Here is a 24,421-nt window from a genome sequence, read left to right on the forward strand (position 1 = left end):
ATATTGCTTAACTTTGCATCCTAACTTTTTAAGCTCATGGACGAAAATGCTTTGTTGAACATATCACCAATTGACGGAAGATACCACTCAAAAGTATCAGAATTATCCGATTATTTTTCTGAATATGCACTGATCAAATTCAGAATTTATGTGGAGATAGAATATTTTATTGCCCTTACCGAATTACCCATAACACAATTAAAAGATTTCGACAGCGACAACAGAGCTAAATTAAGAAAAATTTATAAAAAATTTAATATTGACGAATGTAAATTGATAAAAGATCATGAGAATAAGATCAACCACGATGTAAAAGCCGTGGAATATTATTTAAAAGATAAATTCGAAGATCTTGGATTTGGAAAGTGGAAGGAATTTATTCATTTTGGATTAACATCACAGGATATAAATAATACAGCGATACCAATTTCTTTTCGCGATTCACTGATAGATGTTTATGCGCCACTTTTAGAGGATCTTATTAATATGCTCAGTGAAATGGCAATTGCCTGGACCAAAATTCCTATGCTTGCAAGAACACATGGTCAACCGGCATCACCAACAATGTTGGGAAAAGAAATAAGAGTATTTATTGAGCGTTTGAGCAAACAAAGAAATGTTTTTAATTCTATTCCCTTCAGTGCGAAATTTGGCGGAGCAACCGGAAATTTTAATGCTCATTTTGTTGCCTATCCCGATATTGACTGGATATTATTTGCCGATGAATTTGTTTCTGCACGTTTAGGTTTGGAGAGATGCCGATATACAACTCAGGTTGAACACTATGATAATTTAGCAGCGGCATTCGACGGATTAAAACGAATAAATACTATCTTGATCGATATGTGTCGCGATTTCTGGACTTATATTTCCATGGATTATTTTAAACAGAAAATAAATAAAGATGAAGTGGGAAGTTCTGCAATGCCTCATAAAGTAAATCCAATTGATTTCGAAAATGCAGAAGGAAATCTCGGCATTGCAAACGCGTTATTTGAACATTTATCAGCAAAATTACCCATCTCCCGTTTACAACGCGACCTCACCGATTCAACGGTATTAAGAAATATCGGAGTTCCAATTGCGCATTCGGTTATAGCTTTTAAATCCTTATTAAAGGGTTTGAAAAAAATGCAGGTGAACGAACAAAAGATACATGAAGACCTCGACAATAACTGGGCTGTAATTTCCGAAGCAATACAAACTATTTTGCGCCGCGAAGGATATCCTCAACCTTACGAAGCACTCAAAGTTTTAACCCGTAACGGAGAAAAGATCACCAAAGAAACCATGCGTATTTTTATAGATGGACTTGATATCACGGAAGATATAAAAGAACAATTAAGAGGTATCAGTCCGTTTAATTATACCGGAATGCGGTACTTTTGATGAAAGTTATCAGATATCATGCATTTAATGAAAATCGATAGATTAATATTTATCCTTATCCCGGCTGTTCAATTACCAAATTGACAATTATTAAATTGAAAATAATTAAACAATTTCATGTCAGAAAAAAAATTGATAGAAAATATCGATTACTATATTAATAAAGAAGGTCTCCTTGTTTTTACAGCAAAATATTTATTGGAAAGAGGATATTGTTGTGCAAATGGATGTTTGCATTGCCCGTATGGGAAGTAGGAAGTAGGACATAGGAAAAATAAACGTTAGGCCTAAGATTTAGAGTAAGCCAGATAAATGTACCGATGAACAGCCAAAAAAATGTACCGATGTACCAATTAACAGCCACGAATAATTATTATTGGAGCATTGATGTTAAATGCATAGCATGATTTTTAAGGTCAGATAAAATTGTCAATTATCAATTGTCAATTGTCAATTATCAATTATCAATTAAATCTGATCGCTTTTATTGGTAGAATTTTAGCAACAATTAATGAAGGTATAATTAAAAATAATACTGATATAAAAAACGTACCTGCGTTGATTGCAAGCACCCATAAAATATTTATTTCAACAGGGGCGGTTGATACATAATAAGATTCTTCGGGCAATTTAATAAAGCCGAATTGTTGTTGAAGGATGCATAATCCCAATCCAACTATATTTCCCCATAACATTCCACGTAGGATGATATTGGAAGCATTGAGTAAAAATATTTTGCGAATGGATGCATTATTGGAGCCTAGTGCTTTTAATACTCCTATCATATTTGTGCGTTCGAGTATCAATATGAGTAAGGAAGTAACCATATTAATTAAAGCTACTAATACCATTAATGTTAAAATTATCCATTCATTTACCTTCTGCAAATTCAACCAATCAAATACACTGGGAATTATTTGCTGAATGGTTTGTACATCCCAAAATGGATCGGCTTTCTTATCTACTAGTTTTTCAATTTCGGCTATATTATCCGGGTCATCCACAAAAACCTCGTAACCACCAATTTGATCAGCCTGCCAATTATTTAAACGCTGAATATGACGTATATCAACCAGCACAAATAATTTGTCAAACTCCTCCAATCCTGTATTATAAATTCCTTCAATTTTTAATCGCCGATACATTTGTTCGTAATCGCCATTTTCTTTTTGGTCTATGATATGAATTAATACGCTATCGCCGATCACAAAATTTAACCGGTCAGCCGTTGATCTTGATATTACCATACCTCTGGACACCAATGAATCGGTGAGTGTTATTCCCTTGCCATCCAACATAAATTTATCAAATTGCTCCCAGTCAAAATCGCCACCAATTCCTTTTAAAATAATTCCTTCTATATCGGTTTTAGTTCTGATAATTGCTGCTTTTCTTGCATAAACCTGCGTTCCGGTAACTCCGGGAATTTTTTGTACCTCATCAACAAATTCCTGATTGCGCGGAATCGGTTCATCATCAAAAGAATTTCTCAGACTCTCTTTTGCGATATTCACATGTCCCCAAAATCCATAAACCTTATCAGAAATAGTGGAACGAAAACCATTCACCAAAGAAGTGGAAATGATCATTACAGTGAGACTCAATGCAATTGCCACGCGTGCAATTCCGATGATCAATCGGGAAAAGGAGCGTTCTTTATTATGTAGAATTCGTTTAGTAACAAAAAATTCAAACCACATCAGCAATTACTTTATAACTTTGGCGTTAGTTTTGAAATAAACCAATACATGAATATACTTTTTTCCTCCATACTCTGTTTACTTCTCACAAACGCCTGTAAAAATAGGGAATCTGTAGTTGATATAAATTCCACGAGCACAGAAAATGTATCTCCAATTGATACAAGTTCTGTATACGCTACCGATATTCTCACAGGAGCAGATCAAACAGAACTTTGGTTACCGCTCATCAAAGGAAAATATATTTCCTGTGTTGTAAATCAAACTTCAGTGATTGGAAAAACGCATCTTGTTGATTCCATATTGTCAACCGGTGTAAATGTGGTTAATATTTTTGCCCCGGAACATGGATTCAGAGGAACGGAGGACGCAGGTGCAACAATTTTAAATTCTAAGGATACAAAAACAGGTTTACAGGTAATTTCTCTTTATGGGTCAAATAAAAAACCACAGTGGAACGACATTGCAGATGCAGAAATAATCATTTTTGATATTCAGGATGTTGGCGCACGGTTTTACACCTATATTTCCACGCTACATTATGTAATGGAGGCTTGTGCGGAAAATAAAAAACAACTCATCATTCTCGACCGACCAAATCCAAATGGGTTTTATGTTGATGGTCCTGTTTTAGAAAAAGAATTTTCTTCCTTCGTAGGCATGCATCCTGTCCCAATTGTACACGGAATGACGATTGGTGAATATGCCCAGATGATAAATGGTGAAAAGTGGCTTGCAAATGGTGTTCAATGTGATCTGATAGTTATACCTTGTAAAAATTACGATCACAAAAAATATTATGAAGTAAAAATTCCTCCATCACCGAATTTAAAATCAATGAAGGCAATTTATTTGTATCCTTCACTTTGTTTATTTGAAGGAACGAACGTGAGTGTGGGAAGAGGCACCGACAACCCATTTGAACTTTTCGGTTCGCCTTATTTAGAGAAATATTTTAAAAACAATATAACATTTACTCCAATTACAAAACCCGGCTCAAAAACTCCTCCTTTCATGAATCAACAATGTTACGGATTTGAATATTCGAAAATGGATCTTTTATTAATACGAAAAGGCATTTCTGAGCAGGGATTGGGGTTAACTGATCTCATTACATCTTATCGCTCCTTTTCTGAAAAAGATAAGTTTTTTCTTCCGAATAACTTCTTTAATAAATTAGCGGGCAACGATGAACTTATGCAACAATTAAAAGCCGGACTTTCCGTTGGAGAAATACAATTGAGCTGGCAGGACGATCTTATGGCGTTCAAAGAGATCAGAAAAAAATATTTACTTTATCCCGACTTTGAATAAATGCAGCATACTCTGAAAATTATATACATGGGAACTCCCGAATTTGCTGTTCCGGGATTAAAGATTTTATTGGAGAACGGATTTAATATTGTTGCCGTAGTAACAGTTCCTGATAAGCCTTCAGGTAGAGGATTACAATTACAGCAATCGCCCGTGAAACAATTTGCATTGGCAAATAATATTCCTGTTTTACAGCCTGAAAAATTAAAGAACGAAGAATTTATTTCCACACTCCGATCATTTCAGGCTGATCTCCAAGTGGTAGTTGCTTTTCGGATGTTACCCGAAATTGTATGGAACATGCCAAGGTTGGGTACATTAAATTTACATGCCTCCCTCCTACCCGATTATCGCGGTGCAGCTCCAATTAATCACGTTATTATTAACGGAGAAATGATCACCGGTGCCACAACATTCTTTTTAAAACATGCAATTGATACAGGTGATATATTATTCTCTGAAATAATAGATATTGAGGAAGATGATAATGCTGGGACATTGCACGATAAATTAATGCATCTAGGAGCCGAATTAATATTAAAAACTGTAACTGCAATTGAGGAAGGAAATTATACTCCAACACCTCAAACAAAATCCTCCCAAAAAATTGCCCCGAAAATATTTAAAGAGGATTGTTTGATCAATTGGAATAACACCACTGAAAATATTAGAAATTTTATTCGGGGACTTTCACCATATCCAGGTGCATATACTATTGTAAATAATAAATCATTAAAAATATTCAAGGCAGAAAAAGAAATATCCCCGCATAATGAAACTCCCGGCAAATTAATAACTGATAACAAATCTTATTTAAAGTTTGCAACTACAGATGGTTATATCCTTGTCAAAGAATTACAATCCGAAGGAAAAAAACGGATGACAACTTCCGATTTCCTTCGTGGAAATAATCTATCCATAATTAATTAATTGATTATTTGTAAATCATTAATAATTTCCCAATTAGTCTAATACAATAAGTAGAAATTAAAGTAATATTTAATGTCAAGCCAATCTCACATCCCTCACCAATGTCCTATATCTCTCCTATTTCCTACTTCCTATATCTTTTCAGGCCGGAAAGTCGGAAAGAACGGGAAGTAACCGGTAAGTAATTTTGAAAAGTAAAATAATTTTTTACGCAAAGTTTTCACGAAGAAATTGAGGAAAAGTAAATCATTGATATTTTCGTTGTTACATTTAAGTAACATTCAATAATTAAAATAATATAAAATGACAAGGCTTCCTACATCCCTCTCCCATGTCCTATGTCAAGTCCTGTGTCCTGTGTCATGTGTCCTGTGTCCTAAACTCAGAACCACCTAATCTTTCTAAACACCATATAAAGTATCACAGAAACCAAAACTGCAAGGAACATAATAATATAAAATCCATTTACATTGTGATCAAATGGAAGGGTAATAAAATTCATTCCGAAGAAACTTGCAATGAGTGTCGGCACCATTAATATGATGGTGATGGATGTTAACCTCTTCATCACAGAGTTCAAATTATTGGAAATAATAGATCCAAATGCATCCATTGTACCATTTAAAATATTGGTATAAACAGTAGCCATTTCGAGGGCCTGACTACTGTCGATAATTATATCACTCAGGTAATCATTTTTTTCCTCGTCATTTTTAATTCCGAGAAAATTAGTGCGCTGAATTTTCATCATCAGCAATTCGTTAGCGCGTAGATCCGTTACGAAATACACCAGTGATTTTTGAATATTTAATAACTTGGCAAGTTCCGTATTTCTGCTCGAATGCATCAATTCCTTTTCGATGAGATAACGTTTTTTATTCATTTCGTTCAGATATTGAATAAAATAAAAAACATTTTTCTCAAATATTTTCATCACGATCATTTCCTTCTCATTGGGTGATAAATGTTTTATTGCAATGGAAAAGAACCAATCTATCACTTTATTTTGAGCGGAGCTGATAATAATATTATAATCGTTGGTAAGAATGATACCAATTGGTATGGTGATATAAAATGCATCGTTGTCGATACTGTTTTCCATATCATTTTCAATAGGAATATTGATCACGATCAACTTCACATTATCGTCCTGTTCGAAACGCGAACGTTCATTTATATCAATGGAGTCGAGTAAATAATCGATTGGAATATCAATTGCATCACTTAAGGTAGCAAGGCGCTTGTGGTCGAAGGGAGGGTGTACATTTATCCAGCAGTCTTTTTCAGGCTTTTCGATCTCTACAATCCCATTATCTGATTTTTTGTAGTATTTGATCATGACTCTCCATCTGGACGGTTAAAAATTTGGACGCGCAAAGATAGCCTTTTATATCTATATCTAAAAGGATTCCGGCATTAATAGGAAGCCGTCTAAGGATTGTAGTGTAGTTCAAGGGTAAGCAACCAAACCGTCAAAAACAAATTCACCGGGCCCAATTAGCCAAATATCTTCAAATTTATTATCTGAAGTTGCTGTCAGGGCAACCTTAAGGGAACCTCCCATAGTTTCAATATCAATAATATGTATGCCTGTTCCAAGTTGTTTTTTTACAACATAACATATTGCAGCAGCGGTAACTCCTGTTCCGCAACTCAGGGTTTCGTCCTCCACACCTCTTTCATAAGTTCTTATAAATAATTTCCCGTCCTTCTCCTCCAAAAAATTTACATTGATACCTGCGGGCATAAAAGGATCACTATATCTTATTGAAGCGCCTTGAGTTTTGACATCCATTTTATCAAGCCCGGAAACAAAAGTGACGTAATGCGGTGACCCGGTATTTAATTGCCAGTTGTCATCCACGGAAATAACACTTTCAACATTTTGCATTTTAAGGGAAACAATATCCTTATTTATGGTAGCCAAATGTTCTCCATCTACCGCAAGAAAACGGTATTCATTCTTGCCTGGCTCCATCATTCTGACAAAATTTACCATACATCTGCCACCATTTCCGCACATGGAACTTGTTTTCCCATCCGCATTGAAGTAGATCATTTCAAAATCGTAATCCTTATGATTTTCTAAAAACATGACTCCATCTGCGCCAATTCCAAAATGCCGGTCGCATATTTTTGCAACCCAGGCGTCATTATTTCTGTCAATTATATTATCGCGATTATCGAATAATATAAAATCGTTTCCAGTTCCCTGATATTTATAAAACTTTAATAACATGAATTACGTTAAAAGCATTTAAAACCGTTAATTATAGTTAGCGAAAATACGACAATCTTTCAGTTCGCGTTTTGTGCATGAAATTTGTTACATAGAAAAAATATAAAAAATAAATTATGAAAGTAAAAAATCTCTTTGTAACCGCCCTCATTGCAATTGTAAGTACAGTTGCAACATTGGCCATGTATGAAAAGTTTTATAACGGGGATTTTGGTGGACGATCGAACGCTCTTGCAAATCCCTTTCAATTAACAAGTGCGAATTTCCCTGTTGCCCCGAGTGGCATGGCACCAGTGGATTTCACCTATGCAGCTGCTTTAACAACGCCCTCCGTAGTGCATGTAAAAACTACCTACAAACAAACAGGATCAGCCGGAACCCAGGACGATATTTTCCGACAATTTTTTGGCGACGATTTTAATTGGGGAGATGGTAATCAACAGGCCTCAGGTTCAGGTGTAATTGTAAGTGATGATGGTTATATTGTTACAAATTATCACGTAGTAAAAAATGCGGATAAAATTCAGGTAGTGTTCTTCGACAGGCATCAAGCCACAGCAGAATTAGTTGCAAGTGACCCTTCAACAGATATAGCTGTTCTAAGAGTAGATATGAAAGATCTTCCCAATATTAAATTCGGTGATTCTGATTCTGTAAGAGTAGGCGATTGGGTTATGGCAGTGGGAAATCCATTCGACCTGGCATCTACTGTAACGGCGGGAATAGTAAGCGCAAAAGGTCGCAAAATCGATATTTTGGGTGAAAACGCATCTACTCCGGTAGAATCTTTTATTCAAACGGATGCTGCAGTTAATCCTGGAAACAGCGGAGGAGCCTTGGTGAATTTACAAGGACAACTTATCGGTATAAACACGGCAATTGCAACTCCCACGGGAACTTTTGCAGGTTATTCATTTGCAGTTCCGGTTAATATTGTAAAAAAAGTAGTTTCCGACCTTAAAGAATATGGTGTTGTGCAAAGGGCATACCTTGGTGTGGAAGTAGATGTAACCAAAGATGATTTGGGAGGAGTGTATGTTTCTACAGTTGTGGCAGGTTCCGGAGCAAAGGACGCAGGAATTGAAACTGGCGATATTATTACTCATATCAATAATGCACCGATACATTCCTTCCCCGAATTACAGGAACAATTAAGTAAATATGGTCCCGGTGATAAGGTAAATGTTAATCTTATACGCGATAAAGACCGCAAGAATCTCGTGGTATTATTAAAAAATCAAAAAGGTAATACCGAGATCGTAAAACGCGAAACAAACGAAATGGTGCAGAGTTTAGGCATTGAAACTGAAGATGTTAATTCAAAAGAAGCGGAATACTATAATATTAAAGGTGGAGTAAAAGTAACCGGAATTAAAAATGGAAAGATATATCAGCAGACAAGAATCAGAACCGGATTTATAATTACATCAGTAGATGAAGAAAATATTTCAAATTATAACGATTTGGCAAAAATTTTGCAGGATAAAGCTGGAAAGAATATAATTATTGAAGGAATTTATCCGACTTTCCCGAACAAAATTTATAATTACGGGTTAAGTCTGTAAGAAGATATAGGGTAATTGGGTTTTCAAATGTGAGCCCCGCTAAGATTTCGCTCGAAGTCCGCGGGGCTTTTTTTTTCGCTTCGCGAAAAAAAATTACGAGAAGCGAAGCGCCGAAGTGACCTCCCGCTGCAGTCTCAAATGTTTAACCTCAAGAAATATTATTTATACATTATCTCCTTCACTACTTCCATCACCTTTGCAACATCCGGTAAATAATTTGCAACAAGGTTCGGTGCATAATGCATATTTGTATCAGCTCCGTTTACCCGTCTTACAGGAGCATCTAAATAATCGAAAGCATCTTTTTGTAATTGATATGCAATTTCTGAACTAATTCCGCCATAAGGCCAGCTTTCATCAATAACAATAATTCTGTTGGTTTTTTTAACCGATTCAACAATTGTTTTTATATCCAGAGGTCTGATTGTTCTCAGATCGATTACCTCTGCACTAACATTTTCTTTTTCTAATTCTTCCGCTGCTTTTAATGCAACTTTCATCATTTTATTAAACGATACAAGTGTTATATCTGTACCTTGTTTTTTAACATCAGCTTTTCCAATAGGTATATAATATTCTTCTTCCGGCACTTCACCCATTTCAGAATACATAACCTCACTCTCCATAAAAATAACGGGATCATTATCTATAATAGCGGATTTTAATAACCCTTTTGCATCATAGGGATTGGATGGTGATATAACTTTTAATCCCGGAACATTTGCATACCAATTCTCAAACATTTGTGAGTGTTGGGCACCTAATTGTCCCGCAGATCCGGAAGGACCTCTGAAAACTATAGGACAATTAAATTGTCCGGCACTCATCGACAACATTTTAGCTGCCGAATTTACCACCTGATCAATTGCGAGTAATGCAAAATTAAAGGTCATAAATTCTACTATTGGTCGTAAACCATTCATAGCGGCTCCCACACCAATACCGGCAAATCCCAATTCAGCAATTGGCGTATCAATTACTCTTCTTGCTCCAAATTCATCGAGCATACCCTGACTAACCTTATATGCACCATTATAATCAGCTACTTCCTCCCCAATCAAAAAAACATTCGCATCCTTGCGCATTTCTTCGTTCATTGCCTCACGTAAGGCTTCTCTAAATCGTATTTCCCGCATTGTATCCTGAAATTTTGGCAAAAATAGGCAAACATATGCGATTTTGCGAAGAGATGTCATTGCGAGGAACGGAGTTTTGAAGTAAACTCCCCACTTTTTCCCTAACTTCGCTTATATATGAAACCAACCTACCACTATGCCACCGTAACCGAAGCACTAACCAAATTAAAAGCGCAAGGTTATACTGTAGATTTTAATCTGGAAGAAAATTGCATCAGTTGTGTTGGAAGCAAATTCACTGCAGAGGAATTCGATATAAAAGAAGTATATCGTTACGAAGGAAATACAGATCCGGCGGATGAAGCAACGGTATATGCCATTGAATCAAGTACAGGCGTAAAAGGCGTTTTAGTAACAGGTTATGGAATTTCCTCTGATGGAATTTATGCGGAGATATTGAAGAAGCTACAGGGGTGAGGGCGCGGGGCGCGCGACATAGGACGTAGGACGTAGGACGTATGACATAGGACATAGGACATAGGACAAACTGGGACATGGAAGGTGGACATGGGACTTTAGGGCCGTGACAAGTATTGTGAAGGTCGGATTCACGACACACGATTCACGGCTCACGCTTCACGATTACATTTGAAAACCACCAATACCAATATTAAATCGTATTCCCGCGTACGACATCCATCCCTTATAAACATCGTCCTCAAATTGTGGAGTGGAATTCGGCATCATGATATCGCGCATTTTCATGGCGTTCACTTGCCAGAAGGGTAGTGTAAAATAAGGTTCCAGTCCGAAAGTAAATTTTTTTCCGAATGCAAATGGTATGGAAAAATCGGCACCGAGAAAAAAATATTTTTCAAGTTCAGTTACTTCAGAGCCGCCAATGATCATCAAAAATTTTCCTTCTTTTGCTTTCTCACTTGGCTCAAATGCAGTAGAAGATTTTGCTCTTACAAAGTTGAAGGAGGGTCCTGCACTAACCCCGAGTCGGAACCAGGGACGGTTTATTAAAAAATATCCAACATTGGCATTTAAATATTCTGATTTTACCACATAGGTTTCACAAACATCATTACCTGTTGGAGCAAATCCACAACTCCAGGCAGTGGCTTTAATTCCTCCAAGATATCCCTGAAAGAACTTCTTTTCGTCCACAACAAAAAATCCGAACGAAAGTCCGTATTTTTTATCGCTCAGATCCCCATTATCAGTAAAGTAAGGATAGGCATTTCTGTATTCATTTAATACAGTATTGAAATTCTCCCAATCACCTTTTCCGGAGGTGTAACTGAAAGTAAAGCCGGCTCCTTCATAGGGTTGTGCAGAGGTGATTAGAGGAATGCCGGAAATCAAAACCAATGTGATTACAGAGTTTAGGAAAGTTTTCATGGCTGATATATTAGTGCGTTGTGTGTATTAAAGATGCCTCTCATAGGGCGCATAAGTTTTAGAGATGTAGAGAATTATTAAGTGAAAATACAAATTTATTCTTAGAAATGATTCAATCCGGGAAATCAAAATTACTTTATTGCTAAAACTTATCTGACATGTTTAAATCAGATAAAAAATACCTTGGTTCTGGCAACATTATTATATCAAATTCAATTAATAAAAATGTGAGCTTTAAGAAATGCCTTTTTATCAGGATAGAGGTGTTTGAAACTACATATTATGCTCCTTATTTCTCTTTTCGGAAAAAGATATACACTAAGTTAAAATCTGTTAACTGACATTCAAATGATACACCATTCGTTCAAATATCCTTACTTTCCTAAAAATTACGCGACTATGAAGAAACCTATACTCTATATTGGCTTTGCCATGCTCAACATTCAAATTATAAATGCACAATATTTTACGAAGATTACAGAAGGTGATATTGTAAACACCCTCTCCGACAGCAGAAGTTGCAACTGGATCGACTTCAATAACGACGGTTGGCAGGATGTTCAAATTACCAATGGTAAATATCCGGGTGAAAACAATATGTTATACATCAATAATGGCGACGGAACATTTGAAACCATAGTAAGCGGAGCAATTGTTTCTGATCTTAAACCTTCCGATGGAGCAACATGGGCCGATCACGACAACGATGGCGACATCGATTGTTTTGTTGTGAATTGGTATGGTACCGACAATTTATTTTATGATAATAATGGAGATGAAACATTTACGCAAGTTACCGTTGGAACAATAGTAGAAGACAATGGATATTCTGAAACCGCTAGTTGGGGTGATTTTAATAACGACAGTTATTTGGATATTTATGTATCCAATAGTGGAGGTACTAAAAAGAATTATTTATATAAAAATAATGGCAATGGTACATTTCTAAAAATAACGGAGGGTGATATGGTAAATGATAATGACAGCACCCGCAGTGTTAATTGGGTGGATTATGATATGGATGGAGATGCCGATATTTTCGTAACAAGTGAAGCATATCAACACGAGAGATTGTATAGAAATAACGGAGATGAAACATTTACTTCCATCACAGATAATGCCTTAGTTACTGATGGAGGTTCAACCATGAGCAGCAGTTGGGGTGATATTGACAATGATGGTGACCTGGATGTTTTTCTTGCAAATGATCAGGGAAATGATGCACTTTTTAGAAATGATGGAGATAATGTTTTCACAAAATTAAGCAGTGATATTGTTTGTAATAACGGTGGTAATTCCTTCGGAAGCAATTTCGCTGATATTGATAATGATGGAGATATAGATCTTTTTGTAACCAATTCATTTGGTGGAGGTCCGTGGAATAATTTTTTATATCTCAATGATGGAACAGGTGTATTTACAGCCGTTACAACAGATGTTCCAACAACAGATTTGGGATGGAGTTACGGCAATGCCTTTGGCGATTATGATAAAGATGGAGATATGGACCTGCTCGTAGCTAATTGTTATGGTGGCGCACAAAATAATGCTTTATATAAAAATGAAACAACCGGAAATAATTGGTTGATAGTGGATTGTACTGGAATGGTTTCCAACAAATCCGCAATTGGTACAATAGTGAAAGTAAAGGCTATGATAAATGGTGAACATGTTTGGCAGATGCGGGATATTACCGCTCAATCAGGTTACTGCGGACAAAATATGTTACCTGCACATTTTGGTTTAGGAGATGCAACAATTATTGATTCCCTTATCATTCAGTGGCCTTCCGGAATTGTTGACAAATTTGAAGCGGTGAATGCTAGTCAATACTTAAAAGTTACAGAGGGAGAAACAGTTACCGGAATTGTTAATTTACATGGCAATGAATTCAATTTAAAAATATCACCAAATCCAAGCTCATCATCTGTTATTATAAGTTATAATTTATTAAGATCTGAAAATGTTCGTTTAGAATTATTTGATACTGCCGGGAACAGAATTACTTTTTTTGATTTAAAAGATACCAGAGTTGGGGATAATACATTTAAGTTCGACTTAAATAATTTAGCTTTATACAGCGGAAATTATTACCTTGTGATCAAAACAAGTACTTCTTATGGTTTTGGAAAAATTAATTTCATAAAATAATATTATATATGTCTAAATTTTATTCAACATCTATCATAATAATTGCTACCTTATTTTTACAAAAACAAGCGTTTGGCATTATAAATGTTCCTTCAGAGGAGCCAACAATTCAAGCTGGAATTGATGCTTCCGTTGACGGCGATACAGTTTTGGTTTCACCGGGCGAATATTTTGAAAATATTAATTTACGGGGCAAAAACATTTTACTAACCAGTAATTATTATTTTACCGGGCTGTACAGCAATATTGAAAATACAATAATTAATGGGAGCAGCCCTGTTAATTTGGATACCGCAAGTACTATCCTGATAATTTCAGGTGAAAATGAAAACTGTATCATTCAGGGATTTACGATAACAGGCGGAGCAGGAACAGTATGGCTGGATGAACATGGTGCGGGAACCTATCGTGAAGGTGGTGGTATATTAATGCAATACTCCTCTCCTGTTATCAGATATAATTATATAATTGATAATCACGTAACAAATGAAACAGGTGTTTTAAGTACTGGAGGAGGTGCAATGCGATGCGGAGATAGTGGTCCTTTAATTATTAATAATTTTATTGCAAACAATGAAGCAACAGGATACGGTGGTGGACTTGTTTTTAATTATTGCGATCTTGCCATTGTAAGTAATAATGTTATTGCTAATAATATTGGTGGCAACGACTATGGAGGAGGTGGAATTTGGGCAACTGGTTCTTCACCTTTACAGCATGTAGATATTATAAATAATACAATTGTAAATAACACAGCAGAAGGGTCAGGTGCATATGGTGGAAAGGGCGGAGGAATTTTTGTGTTTACAGTTACTGTAAACGTTTTGAATAGCATTATTTGGGGAAATGATCAATTTACAGGAAATGCAATATACAGTGCTGGTGGCGCATTTACCGTTAATTATTCTGATGTGCAAAATGATATGACAGGAACCGGTAATATTAATACTGACCCACAATTTCTTGACACATTAATGTGTTTTTTAACGGATACCCTTTCAGCTTGTGTTGATGCAGGTAATCCTGATCTTATATACAACGACCCTGAAGACGCTGGTATAGTCGGAAAGGCTTTATATCCCTCATTAGGAACGATAATTAATGACATGGGTGTATATGGAGGAATATTCAGATCACAAATCTCAGAGTGTCCGGAAATTATTCCTTCAGTTGCTGTAAATGAGCAAATTATCCAGCATCACAAATTATATCCAAATCCTGTATCAACCCTTTTAAATATTGGAATAACAGGAAACTACAGTTTATTAATAACTAATTGCGAAGGAAAAACTGTATATGAAAATTGGAATGGCTCTAATGAAATTCAGGTATCTGTAATTGATTGGGAAAGTGGTATTTATTTTTACCGCATATTACAGCAAAACAATAAATATCTTACCGGGAAATTTATTGTTGAGTAACATTTTTCAACCAATAGCATCATTCATATCCGGCATTTTTCCAAATCTGTTTAGCGTGGATATATGTGAACGCAAAGCCGACAGAAAGGTTTTATTTTCCAGATAAGGCACACCAAAACTTTCGGCAGTTTCTTTCACTATTGGAGCTAGGTTTGGGTAATGCACATGACATATTTTTGGAAATAAATGATGTTCCACCTGAAAATTCAAACCCCCAACGTACCACGACAACCATTTATTATTTCTGGAAAAATTTACCGTAGTATTCATCTGATGAATAGCCCAGTTATTTTCGATATTTCCATCTTCTCCCGGCAACGGATGACTGGTTCCTTCCACGGTATGCGCAAGTTGAAATACCACGGTTAAAATTAATCCTGCAACTGCGTGCATTATTAAAAAACCAGTTAATACCTGAATAAAAGGAATATGAAAAACTAAAGCCGGCATTATTAAAAATACAAAGAAATAAAATAATTTATTTGCAATTATACCTGCGAGTGTAAATCTGTTTTCTTTTTTATTATTAGGATTTACTCCGTTTGCGGTATACTTTACATATTGTACAAAATCTTTTCCTACAGCCCAATATAAAGTGAGCACACAATACAGTAAAAACGCATATAAAAATTGAAATCTGTGATATTTTTTCACTTCAGTATGTGGTGAAAAACGCATCACTACTTTATCATCAATATCATCATCCATGTGCACAACATTGGTATAGGTATGATGAAGAATGTTATGCTGCAATTTCCAGTTAAATACCGATCCTCCCAATAAGTTGAGAGATTGACCCATCAAAAAATTAATTTTTTTACTGGAAGAATATGCTCCGTGATTCGCATCGTGCATAACACTCATACCGACACCGGCTGCGCTTATACCCATCGAAAACCACAAAAGCAGGCTTACCCACAAGGCAGGTTGAACGAAAATGATAATACCAAAAGCTATTAAATATGCCGACAGTAACACAACAGATTTAACTATCATTGTACCGTTTGCATTCTTTGATATATTATGCGTCTGAAAGTATTCTTCTACTTTTGCTTGTAATGTTGCATAAAATTTGCTTTTGTCTTTATCAACAAATTTTACTTTCCCTTTTTGCTTCATTTATCTACCGCTGTTTGCAGCCTGGCTGAGTGAACTTTTTAAATTTGTGTAAATATACGCCTTTTATTGATAACACTTGTTTTGAATATTCGTTCACCCCGCCTCTTCTTTTCATTTTAGGGGAATGGAATAGGGAACAAATTAAATCAAATATATTTTTAAAGATCGATTATTAATAGTGCACTTAATAATTCTTTATATATATTAATTAAAAATAAATAACGTATAGAACAAAAAATTATTCGAATATTTATTACAATTATTTTCATACCAATTTGTAAAAAGATTTAAGTCATCTAAAATTGAATGACATGCATCCGAATTTCTAAATTAATGAAAGAATATTAGCATTGGTAGAATCGCTGTAACATCAGCCTACTATAACTTTAAGCACATTTTGATGGTTGCCGATACGAAGTAGTACAAAGTATATTCCTTTGCTAAATTGGGGCGACAAATTGTGAGTGATTTTTTGTTGACCGGTTAAATTTTTATGTACTATTCTATCGATCTTATTTCCATTTATATCCAGTAATTCAATGGTTACAAGTTGATTATTTCCGGCATTAAAAAGGATATTTATTTGATCAGTTGCAGGGTTTGGAAAAATGGAAAACGAATTGATTTCCACTTCAGGGAAAGATACAGGAACAGCATCTATATTAGTAGTCTTCCACAATCCCCCTGCAATACTTCCTGCCCAAATCGTTTTACCCGTAACGTCATTTGGATCAACCATAATTGTTCTGGTTCTACCTCCTACGTTATTAGGCCCCCGCTCTAACCACGCAATATCATTGGCTAGTGCAGCTGCATCCAGTTGAGCCTGCCAGATTCCCCTGCCATGCGTGGCAGCTGCAATGGTAAGATCATTGGCTCTAATGCGCAACATGTCGGTTCTAACCACCGGGAAGCTTGAACAGGGGATCCAGGTGGTAAGCCCACCATTCACATTCGCATAAAAAACACCCATTTCTGTAGCCAGATACACAATTTCGGGATTTAAAGGATGAATTGCACTCCAATAAACCGGCATATCAGGCAGATCACCTTCAATGTTTGACCAAATGGGCTCAGAAGCCAAGGCATTGTAACTTTCCCAAACACTAGCCAAATTATAATTGGAATAGGTTACCACCACATGGTTAGCGTCATTCTCATCCACAACAATACTGGAACAATAGATCGTGCCTGTAAATCCAGCGTCAGGTAAAAGGTCGAGCGGGTCAGCATTGGCAGGAACCGAGGTTGCATCTGAAGTATAAGCGTCAGGCAATCTGAAAATATCCCCCACACTGGAGCTTCTGCCAACAAATAATGTTCCCGGAGCAGCAGGAGAAGTACCTATGGCCGATAAAACACCATTTAAATTAGCTGCCTTAGCCCATCCTGAAGTATCTGATGTTGATGCATTGCTGAATCGCCACAATCCTTTGTTGCTGCACTGAAATAAATATTCCGGATTCGATGCATCCAACTCAAAGGGGTTGATAAACAAAACATTATGATCTTCCACATTCGGATTTGTTATCGCTTCAGGTGGTTCAAATCCCCCGTTGTTGAATCGATAGAGCCGTTTTAGTTGTGTTGCGGTATAAAATATTTCAGGGTTAGATTTATTAAAGGCAGTAAAAGCGCCATCTGCACCAGAAACAAATTTAAAATCAGCTATACCGGCATTGTAAGCATATGGAGTGCCATTATCCTGTGTTCCTCCCATCAATTGTTGCACATTTTCAAAAGGATGCAGGGCAACGGAATAGAATTGGGTTACATTATATCCATCGTTTCTATTATAAATAAACGGAGTTTCCGAGGTGAAATCATCACATTTCCAAATTCCACCGTCGTTGCCAAAATATACTTCATCTGAAGTTTTAAAAGTAATTTCATGTTGATCAACATGCACATATCGCAATAAAACAGAATCCAATCCCCCCATAGTCAACTGCTGCCAGTTTTCACCTCCATCTCTGGTTCTCCAGATATGTAATCCTCCAACAGCAACCACATTTTCATTATTGGGGTCCACAGCCATGGAAAGGTCGTACCACGCCTGTGACGCAGCCAGTTGGTCATCTCCACCCGGCATATTTACTTCTGTCCAGGTTTCACCTTTGTCGCTGGTCTTATAAATGCCTTTCACTTTATAATCTGAAGAATTACAATAAATACTATATGCAACATTCGCATTGGAAGGTGCTGTAGCCATATCTATTCGGAAATATCCGGAACCAGGCAACCCAGTAGTTTGTTTAACAAAGGTTCCCGCATCGCCACTTGGTGAAAAATAGATACCATCCGTTTCAAAAATACCTATGGAGGCAAATACGCCTCCATCAGCAGTTAATTCAATATCACAGATAGTATTTTTTAGTGACCCGACACCAAATCCGAGTACCTTTTCCCAAGTTGCTCCACCATCGGTTGAACGCTGCAAACCACTTGAACGAGTTCCTACATAAACATCACTCGTAACCGGATGCACAACAATGTCCTGGCAATAATCAAATATAATAGTATCTGTGGAGGTAAGTTGAGCCCAGGTTTCACCGCCATCAATGGATTTAAAAACACCCGCTCCTCTCACTGCATCAGCATTATACCATCCCTCCCCAGTACAGAAATAAAATATCTGTGTATTGTTTGGATCGTAGGCAATTCTTGTAACTGATAGCGATGGAAAAAAATCATCTATTTGTTGCCATCCTTCTTCGCTCTCCTCAGTTTTAAAATGTGTAGAGTTTGAATTGTAAAATCCTCTGTTTTTTAATTCCCGATAAGCCTTCATTATTGCACCGGAAGGAATTTTTCCCGTGTTGGGATCTGCAGTTCTTAAAAGATCAAAACCTACATTGGCCTTTGATCCTGAAGATTCAGAATCCGTTTCTGTTCCACTTTTTTTATTTGTTGGAGTTGAAAAATATACAACTGTTATTAATAGTAATGTAGCTAAAAGAATAGGTAAAGGTTTGGCCATATCATCCGCAATTGGAGGATAAATTTAAGGAATTTTTCCTAGTTTAGAATTTAGTGAAGAATGAGAGGTAGCGTTTAAAGGATCTATTAATTCAAACTTATTTGTGAGAATGTCTGATAAGTGGAATTATAGAATAAAAGCGGAGCAATTTCACAATCCATAAAATGTATAAGCGGAAATTTCGAAAGTTGCTCTAATACATCTTCCTCATCCCTAGCCACAATGGTGATCCATAATTTAGAACGATCTACAGAAACACAATAACTTGTGATCTTTCCTTCGAACATCATATCGTTTACAATAGCTCTTTGACTGGGAATAAGTTTTAGAAACTCATCACTGTGAGGACTATGCAAATTAACATCAACCATAAATTCCGGCATACCTGACAAATTTTCCATGTAAAATTATCAATCTTTATACACTATAAACGCAAAAAAAGTTTATGAGGTTGTTTGACCATTCATAATTTAACGATTTTTTTTGGGATATTCAAACCATAAGAGCTTTGCAGCTTTGGTTTCCAAATTAGCCCAGCGCTCAATGTCAAATTGCAGTGCCACGATACTACAGGTGGGCATTTCAGCACTAAACTCCGGACACAGAACAGAGCTCAGCAACGAAAAAGTAGGGTTGTGTCCAAAAATGCAAATATTGTTGGTTGCCTGTAATTGTGACTGTAACATTTTGATGATTTCTGCAATATTTCCAAAATATAATACCTGCTCAACAGCAATATCTTTTTTATCAAAACCTATGATATCACTAAAAATCCTGCAAGTGGAAAATGCACGGAGGGCCGGACTGCTAATCATTTTGTCGGGCATAACCTTTTTTTCTTTTAAAAGTGTTGCCATCATTCTTGCATCCTTTAAACCTCTGTCGGCAAGAGGCCTTTCGATGTCGTGCAATTCAGCATCGTCCCAATCTGATTTTGCATGTCTTATGATATAGATCGTTTTCATTGTACAATTTCTTTTTTAAAAAAAACAAACCCATTTTTTTGTTCCAGGAAAATTAATTGCGGTTGATCTTTATAATTTTTGGCCTTTCTTACATTGGTAACAAAATAAACAGGTTTATCAGTATTACCTGTCAATAACCATTCGCTGAAATATTTTCGCATAGCGATGGGATCTTCTTTGGTGTTCGGATGATGCACCTCCATCCAAGATAAAAATACTTCATTTTTATTATCCTCCGGTTTTCGGGCACCATAAAATAAATGAGCGTAACTTTTATAACCAATTACATCCTGATAACAATCCTCCTGGCTCTTGTCAACCAAAAAATCCACCATTGCACCCTGCGAATATCTTTCAATTTTTGGGGTGATGTTATTTAATGCCAGGTTAATGGTAATTATGGAGGAACCGAATAAAATTATAATTGCTTTATTAACTTTTTTATTGATAAGAAAGTAAATTGAAATTCCAATTCCAACCACCAATATTATTGCAATCAACGATTCCCAACCCGACCAATTTCCATCGGCTTTTAAGGCATCTTTTGTAAAACTATCTCTTATATAGGGAGAGATCAATTCGGGGTTTTGCAATACGTAGGGAATTCCTGCTATTAAAATAATTATTACGGAACCAATTAAAAGCAAGGTTAGAGATTCCCATTTTCTCCATTGATCCTTTAATGCATAAAGAGTAAGTGCAGAGAGGAATGTTAGCGGAAAATACGCCATGGAAGAATAGTGTGCGATCTTGGTTTGCACTATAGAAAACAAGATCATTACCACCCAAAATAAGATCAGCATCCATTGTCTGAATTTGATGCTCTGCTCATCTGTAGTTTGTTTTTTAAATAATGCTCTGATAGCAAACACGGAGGCCGGGAAACAGAAAAATAAGATCACTACAAAATGATATCCAAAAAATCCACCATGGCTTGCATCTTCTGTTGTTGCCAGGCGGAAAGTATAACGCATAAATTCGGTAATGAACCAGGTTCCATTCTGTGCAATTTCAATTCCTATCCATGGAAAAATAGTGAGTGCAATAAAAAACAAATAATAAACGATATGTAGGAGCGGTGGAAAAAGCCGGAATCGATTAATTACATAATAAATTCCAACTGTTAATCCGAGAATAATAATTGCAACCGGACCTTTGGTCAATATTGCAAGTCCGATCATGAATGCAGATAAAAATAAATATTTTATCCGGAAATGCTGCTGCAAATAACAAATAAAATAATAGATACTTAAAAATATAAATAAATTGAACCAGGGGTCAATGATACCCGATTTAAAATAAAATTGTGGTAAAATACTTCCCGCATAACAAAGCACCCATAACCATCCGAACTTTGTATCCTTGAGTTTTGTTCCTATATTAAATAAAATTAATAAAGTCAGAATCCCGCATATTGCATTTGGAAATCGCGCAGCATATTCATTTATACCAAATAATTTCATGCTCAACGCCTGCATCCAGAAAAACAATGGAGGTTTCTCCCAAAATTCCTGAAAATCGATCTGCGTTTGAGTATAATTTCCGGTGAGCAACATTTCTCGTGATGCTTCAGCGAAATTGATCTCATCCCAATCAAAAAGATGTGAATTTCCGAGAAACGGAAAAAACAATACGCTGCCAAGCAGCAGGATATAGAAGTAATTTTTATACCGGCCCATCACAAATCGGTGGAAAATTACTAAACTTATTCGGGAGACAAAACGTATCTTTACACATATGCCAAAGAAAAAAAAGAAGCCCGGTACCCAATTGGTAAAGGCCGGTTATAACCTTGAAAACGAAATTTACAATTTTCTCGCCAATAAAGCGGAACGAGGATTCTCGCTGAAAAATATCTTTAAATGGGTATCCAAAACAGGTGATCTCGATGGAGTTTTTGATGCTATTCAAAATTTAGTGAACAGTGGTCGGATAGAAGAATACGAAGCAGATACTTTTCGGATCAAACAAAAACCGAATACCATCAATACAATGGTTGGTGTGGTTGATATGACACAAAGCGGAAACGCCTACGTTGTTATTGACGGCCATTTATATGATGTGTTTGTTCCCTCCAGAAAAACAAATCGCGCATTTAATGGCGATACTGTTCGTGTAAGAATTACTTCACTCGGAAAAAATAAAAAACCCGAAGGTGAGATCGTGGAAATAATAAAACGCGAAAAAGAATTATTTGTCGGGAAGGTGGAAATTTCAGAAAATTATGCTTTTGCAGTCACCGATGACAGGTTCAATAATTATGATTTTTATTTATCGAATGAGGAAATAAAAAAGAAAAAGGTGGTGAATGGCGATCGCGTTATTATTCGCGTAAAAGATTGGCCACCATCCATGAAAAATCCGATAGGAGAAATTGTAAGTAAATTATCGGCAGCAGGTGATCATGCGAGCGACATGGAAGCAATTATGGTGGAAACTGGTATCCATTATCAATTTCCAGAAGAGGTGGAGCAAATGGCTGCGGAATTACCCATTGAAATATCGAAGGCGGAAATTGCAGCAAGAAGAGATATTCGTAAAATATTTACCATTACTATAGATCCATACGATGCAAAAGATTTTGATGATGCTATCTCCTATCAGAAATTACCCAATGGAAATATTGAAGTAGGAGTTCATATTGCAGATGTATCGCATTATGTGATTCCGGAATCGGCAATTGACAAAGAGGCTTATGCAAGAGGAACTTCGGTATATCTTGTTGACAGAGTAATTCCTATGTTACCGGAAAAATTATCGAATAATGTTTGTTCGCTCCGTCCGCATGAAGACAAACTGACCTTTAGTGCAATTTTCGAAATGGATGAAAATGCTAAGATCATAAATGAATGGTTTGGAAAAACCATCATGTATAGCGACAGGCGATTTACTTATGAGGAAGCCCAGGAAATACTGGAAAATAAAGAAGGGGAATTTGCAGAAGAGATTCTTGCGTTAAACAAAGTTTCCACTTTATTACGCGAAAAAAGATTCAGCGCCGGGGCAATTTCCTTTGAAACAAAGGAGGTGAAATTTATTTTGGATGAAAATTTTGTTCCAACTGGATTATATGTAAAAGAAAGAAAAGAAGCACATATGCTTATTGAAGATCTGATGTTATTAGCCAACAAAAGAGTAGCATTTCATCTGGCAAAAAATTTCACCAAGGTTCCGTTCGTTTATCGCGTTCATGATACTCCCGATATGAAAAAATTAGAGGAGTTTTCATTAAATGCACGTCGCTTCGGTTATAAATTAAAATTAGATTCACCGAAAAATGTTTCTGCGGAATTAAACAGATTAATGGAGGAAATTAAGGGAACACCCGAACAAAACATTTTGGAAAGTCTGGCGATTAGATGTATGGCCAAAGCAGTGTATACTACTAAAAATATTGGTCATTACGGATTGGCATTTGAGCACTATACACATTTTACTTCTCCCATCCGAAGATATCCGGATCTGATGGTGCATCGTGTTTTGGAAAATGTTTTAAACAAAGAAAAATTATTATATCCGAATGCGGAAGGTCTGGAAGAAAAATGCCGACACTCTTCTGCAACCGAACGCAAGGCAATGGAAGCGGAACGAGAAAGCGTTAAGTATAAGCAGGTGGAATATATGACCAAACATGTAGGCGAAAGTTTTGATGGAGTGATTACCGGTGTAACCTCCTTCGGAATATTTGTGGAAATAGTGGAAAATAAATGTGAAGGATTGGTGCATGTAGATAATATTCGCGATGAATTAATGTTTGATGAAGCCCGTCGCCGATTGGTGAGTTTAACAAATTCGGGAAACTACGAGTTGGGAAATTCCATACGAATTAAAGTTCAAAAGGCAGATCTTGCCTTAAGGAAATTGGATTTTATGATTGATTAAAATAATGTTGAATTAGGTAATAATCAATTAATGTTAATGGCATGGAATTTTCACATGCGACCCTTTCAGGGTCGGGAAATATTTTTCAGAATACTTCTATAAACATTTGACCCTTTCAGGGTCGGGAAATATTTTTCAGAATACTTCTATAAACATTTGACCCTTTCAGGATCAGGAAATATTTTCAGAATACTTCTATAAACATTTGACCCTTTCAGGGTCAGGACATGTGATTAAAATATTGAAATGCGAACCATTTAGCAACTAAGCAATATATTCAATA

At 36.2% G+C, this 24,421-nt stretch carries 19 protein-coding genes; 9 read left to right on the top strand and 10 right to left on the bottom strand.

The window, feature by feature from the left end; genetic code table 11:
- Positions 1 to 36 precede the first annotated feature (36 nt).
- Together purB and IPI31_17115 are read left to right on the top strand one after the other, a co-directional pair.
- Positions 37 to 1,389, top strand: a complete 1,353-nt coding sequence (purB, locus tag IPI31_17110) for an adenylosuccinate lyase (protein ID MBK7569542.1) — start codon at positions 37 to 39, stop codon at positions 1,387 to 1,389.
- A gap of 117 nt (positions 1,390 to 1,506) precedes the next feature.
- Positions 1,507 to 1,644, top strand: coding sequence for a hypothetical protein (locus IPI31_17115; GenBank protein MBK7569543.1), 138 nt, complete (start codon positions 1,507 to 1,509; stop codon positions 1,642 to 1,644).
- Between the two features lie 209 nt (positions 1,645 to 1,853).
- On the opposite strand, the gene IPI31_17120 is transcribed toward IPI31_17115, so the two are convergent.
- Complete coding sequence (locus IPI31_17120; GenBank protein ID MBK7569544.1) at positions 1,854 to 3,089, bottom strand: ABC transporter permease; 1,236 nt, start codon at positions 3,087 to 3,089, stop codon at positions 1,854 to 1,856.
- Positions 3,090 to 3,137: 48 nt separating this feature from the next.
- Here IPI31_17120 and IPI31_17125 point away from each other — a divergent pair, with 48 nt between their 5' ends.
- Together IPI31_17125 and IPI31_17130 are read left to right on the top strand one after the other, a co-directional pair.
- Complete coding sequence (locus IPI31_17125) at positions 3,138 to 4,403, top strand: DUF1343 domain-containing protein (GenBank protein MBK7569545.1); 1,266 nt, start codon at positions 3,138 to 3,140, stop codon at positions 4,401 to 4,403.
- 27 nt (positions 4,404 to 4,430) lie between these two features.
- Complete coding sequence (locus IPI31_17130) at positions 4,431 to 5,333, top strand: methionyl-tRNA formyltransferase (GenBank protein MBK7569546.1); 903 nt, start codon at positions 4,431 to 4,433, stop codon at positions 5,331 to 5,333.
- A 382-nt stretch (positions 5,334 to 5,715) separates the two neighbouring features.
- Here IPI31_17130 and IPI31_17135 read toward each other — a convergent pair whose 3' ends face one another.
- Positions 5,716 to 6,672, bottom strand: a complete 957-nt coding sequence (locus IPI31_17135; GenBank protein MBK7569547.1) for a magnesium transporter CorA family protein — start codon at positions 6,670 to 6,672, stop codon at positions 5,716 to 5,718.
- Positions 6,673 to 6,783: 111 nt separating this feature from the next.
- Positions 6,784 to 7,572 (bottom strand): diaminopimelate epimerase, encoded by a 789-nt coding sequence (locus tag IPI31_17140; protein ID MBK7569548.1) that lies wholly within the window; start codon positions 7,570 to 7,572, stop codon positions 6,784 to 6,786.
- Positions 7,573 to 7,688: 116 nt separating this feature from the next.
- On the opposite strand from IPI31_17140, the gene IPI31_17145 reads away from it, so the two are divergent.
- Complete coding sequence (locus tag IPI31_17145; protein MBK7569549.1) at positions 7,689 to 9,137, top strand: trypsin-like peptidase domain-containing protein; 1,449 nt, start codon at positions 7,689 to 7,691, stop codon at positions 9,135 to 9,137.
- 158 nt (positions 9,138 to 9,295) lie between these two features.
- Here IPI31_17145 and IPI31_17150 read toward each other — a convergent pair whose 3' ends face one another.
- Positions 9,296 to 10,273, bottom strand: coding sequence for a pyruvate dehydrogenase complex E1 component subunit beta (locus IPI31_17150; GenBank protein ID MBK7569550.1), 978 nt, complete (start codon positions 10,271 to 10,273; stop codon positions 9,296 to 9,298).
- Positions 10,274 to 10,390: 117 nt separating this feature from the next.
- On the opposite strand from IPI31_17150, the gene IPI31_17155 reads away from it, so the two are divergent.
- The gene (locus IPI31_17155) at positions 10,391 to 10,690 is read left to right on the top strand and encodes a hypothetical protein (protein MBK7569551.1); all 300 of its coding nucleotides are present in this window, start codon (positions 10,391 to 10,393) and stop codon (positions 10,688 to 10,690) included.
- A 165-nt stretch (positions 10,691 to 10,855) separates the two neighbouring features.
- Here IPI31_17155 and IPI31_17160 read toward each other — a convergent pair whose 3' ends face one another.
- Positions 10,856 to 11,620, bottom strand: coding sequence for a hypothetical protein (locus IPI31_17160; GenBank protein ID MBK7569552.1), 765 nt, complete (start codon positions 11,618 to 11,620; stop codon positions 10,856 to 10,858).
- Between the two features lie 399 nt (positions 11,621 to 12,019).
- Here IPI31_17160 and IPI31_17165 point away from each other — a divergent pair, with 399 nt between their 5' ends.
- Positions 12,020 to 13,771, top strand: coding sequence for a VCBS repeat-containing protein (locus tag IPI31_17165; GenBank protein MBK7569553.1), 1,752 nt, complete (start codon positions 12,020 to 12,022; stop codon positions 13,769 to 13,771).
- A gap of 8 nt (positions 13,772 to 13,779) precedes the next feature.
- Positions 13,780 to 15,192, top strand: coding sequence for a T9SS type A sorting domain-containing protein (locus IPI31_17170; GenBank protein MBK7569554.1), 1,413 nt, complete (start codon positions 13,780 to 13,782; stop codon positions 15,190 to 15,192).
- Positions 15,193 to 15,198: 6 nt separating this feature from the next.
- Here IPI31_17170 and IPI31_17175 read toward each other — a convergent pair whose 3' ends face one another.
- From IPI31_17175 to IPI31_17195, 5 genes are all read right to left on the bottom strand, one after another.
- Positions 15,199 to 16,311, bottom strand: a complete 1,113-nt coding sequence (locus tag IPI31_17175) for an acyl-CoA desaturase (protein ID MBK7569555.1) — start codon at positions 16,309 to 16,311, stop codon at positions 15,199 to 15,201.
- A 370-nt stretch (positions 16,312 to 16,681) separates the two neighbouring features.
- Positions 16,682 to 19,291 (bottom strand): T9SS type A sorting domain-containing protein, encoded by a 2,610-nt coding sequence (locus tag IPI31_17180; protein MBK7569556.1) that lies wholly within the window; start codon positions 19,289 to 19,291, stop codon positions 16,682 to 16,684.
- Positions 19,292 to 19,377: 86 nt separating this feature from the next.
- Positions 19,378 to 19,692, bottom strand: coding sequence for a hypothetical protein (locus IPI31_17185; protein ID MBK7569557.1), 315 nt, complete (start codon positions 19,690 to 19,692; stop codon positions 19,378 to 19,380).
- Between the two features lie 69 nt (positions 19,693 to 19,761).
- Positions 19,762 to 20,256, bottom strand: coding sequence for a histidine phosphatase family protein (locus IPI31_17190; GenBank protein MBK7569558.1), 495 nt, complete (start codon positions 20,254 to 20,256; stop codon positions 19,762 to 19,764).
- Positions 20,253 to 21,935 (bottom strand): glycosyltransferase family 39 protein, encoded by a 1,683-nt coding sequence (locus IPI31_17195; GenBank protein ID MBK7569559.1) that lies wholly within the window; start codon positions 21,933 to 21,935, stop codon positions 20,253 to 20,255. The genes IPI31_17190 and IPI31_17195 overlap by 4 nt, the downstream gene beginning before the upstream one ends.
- Positions 21,936 to 21,993: 58 nt before the next feature.
- Between IPI31_17195 and rnr the strand changes: the two genes are divergently transcribed.
- A complete protein-coding gene (gene rnr / locus IPI31_17200) occupies positions 21,994 to 24,138 on the top strand; it encodes a ribonuclease R (GenBank protein MBK7569560.1) in 2,145 nt (714 codons plus the stop codon).
- The last annotated feature ends 283 nt before the right edge of the window (positions 24,139 to 24,421 follow it).

This window comes from Bacteroidota bacterium (genome assembly GCA_016706865.1).
Classification (GTDB): Bacteria; Bacteroidota; Bacteroidia; order Chitinophagales; family BACL12; genus UBA7236.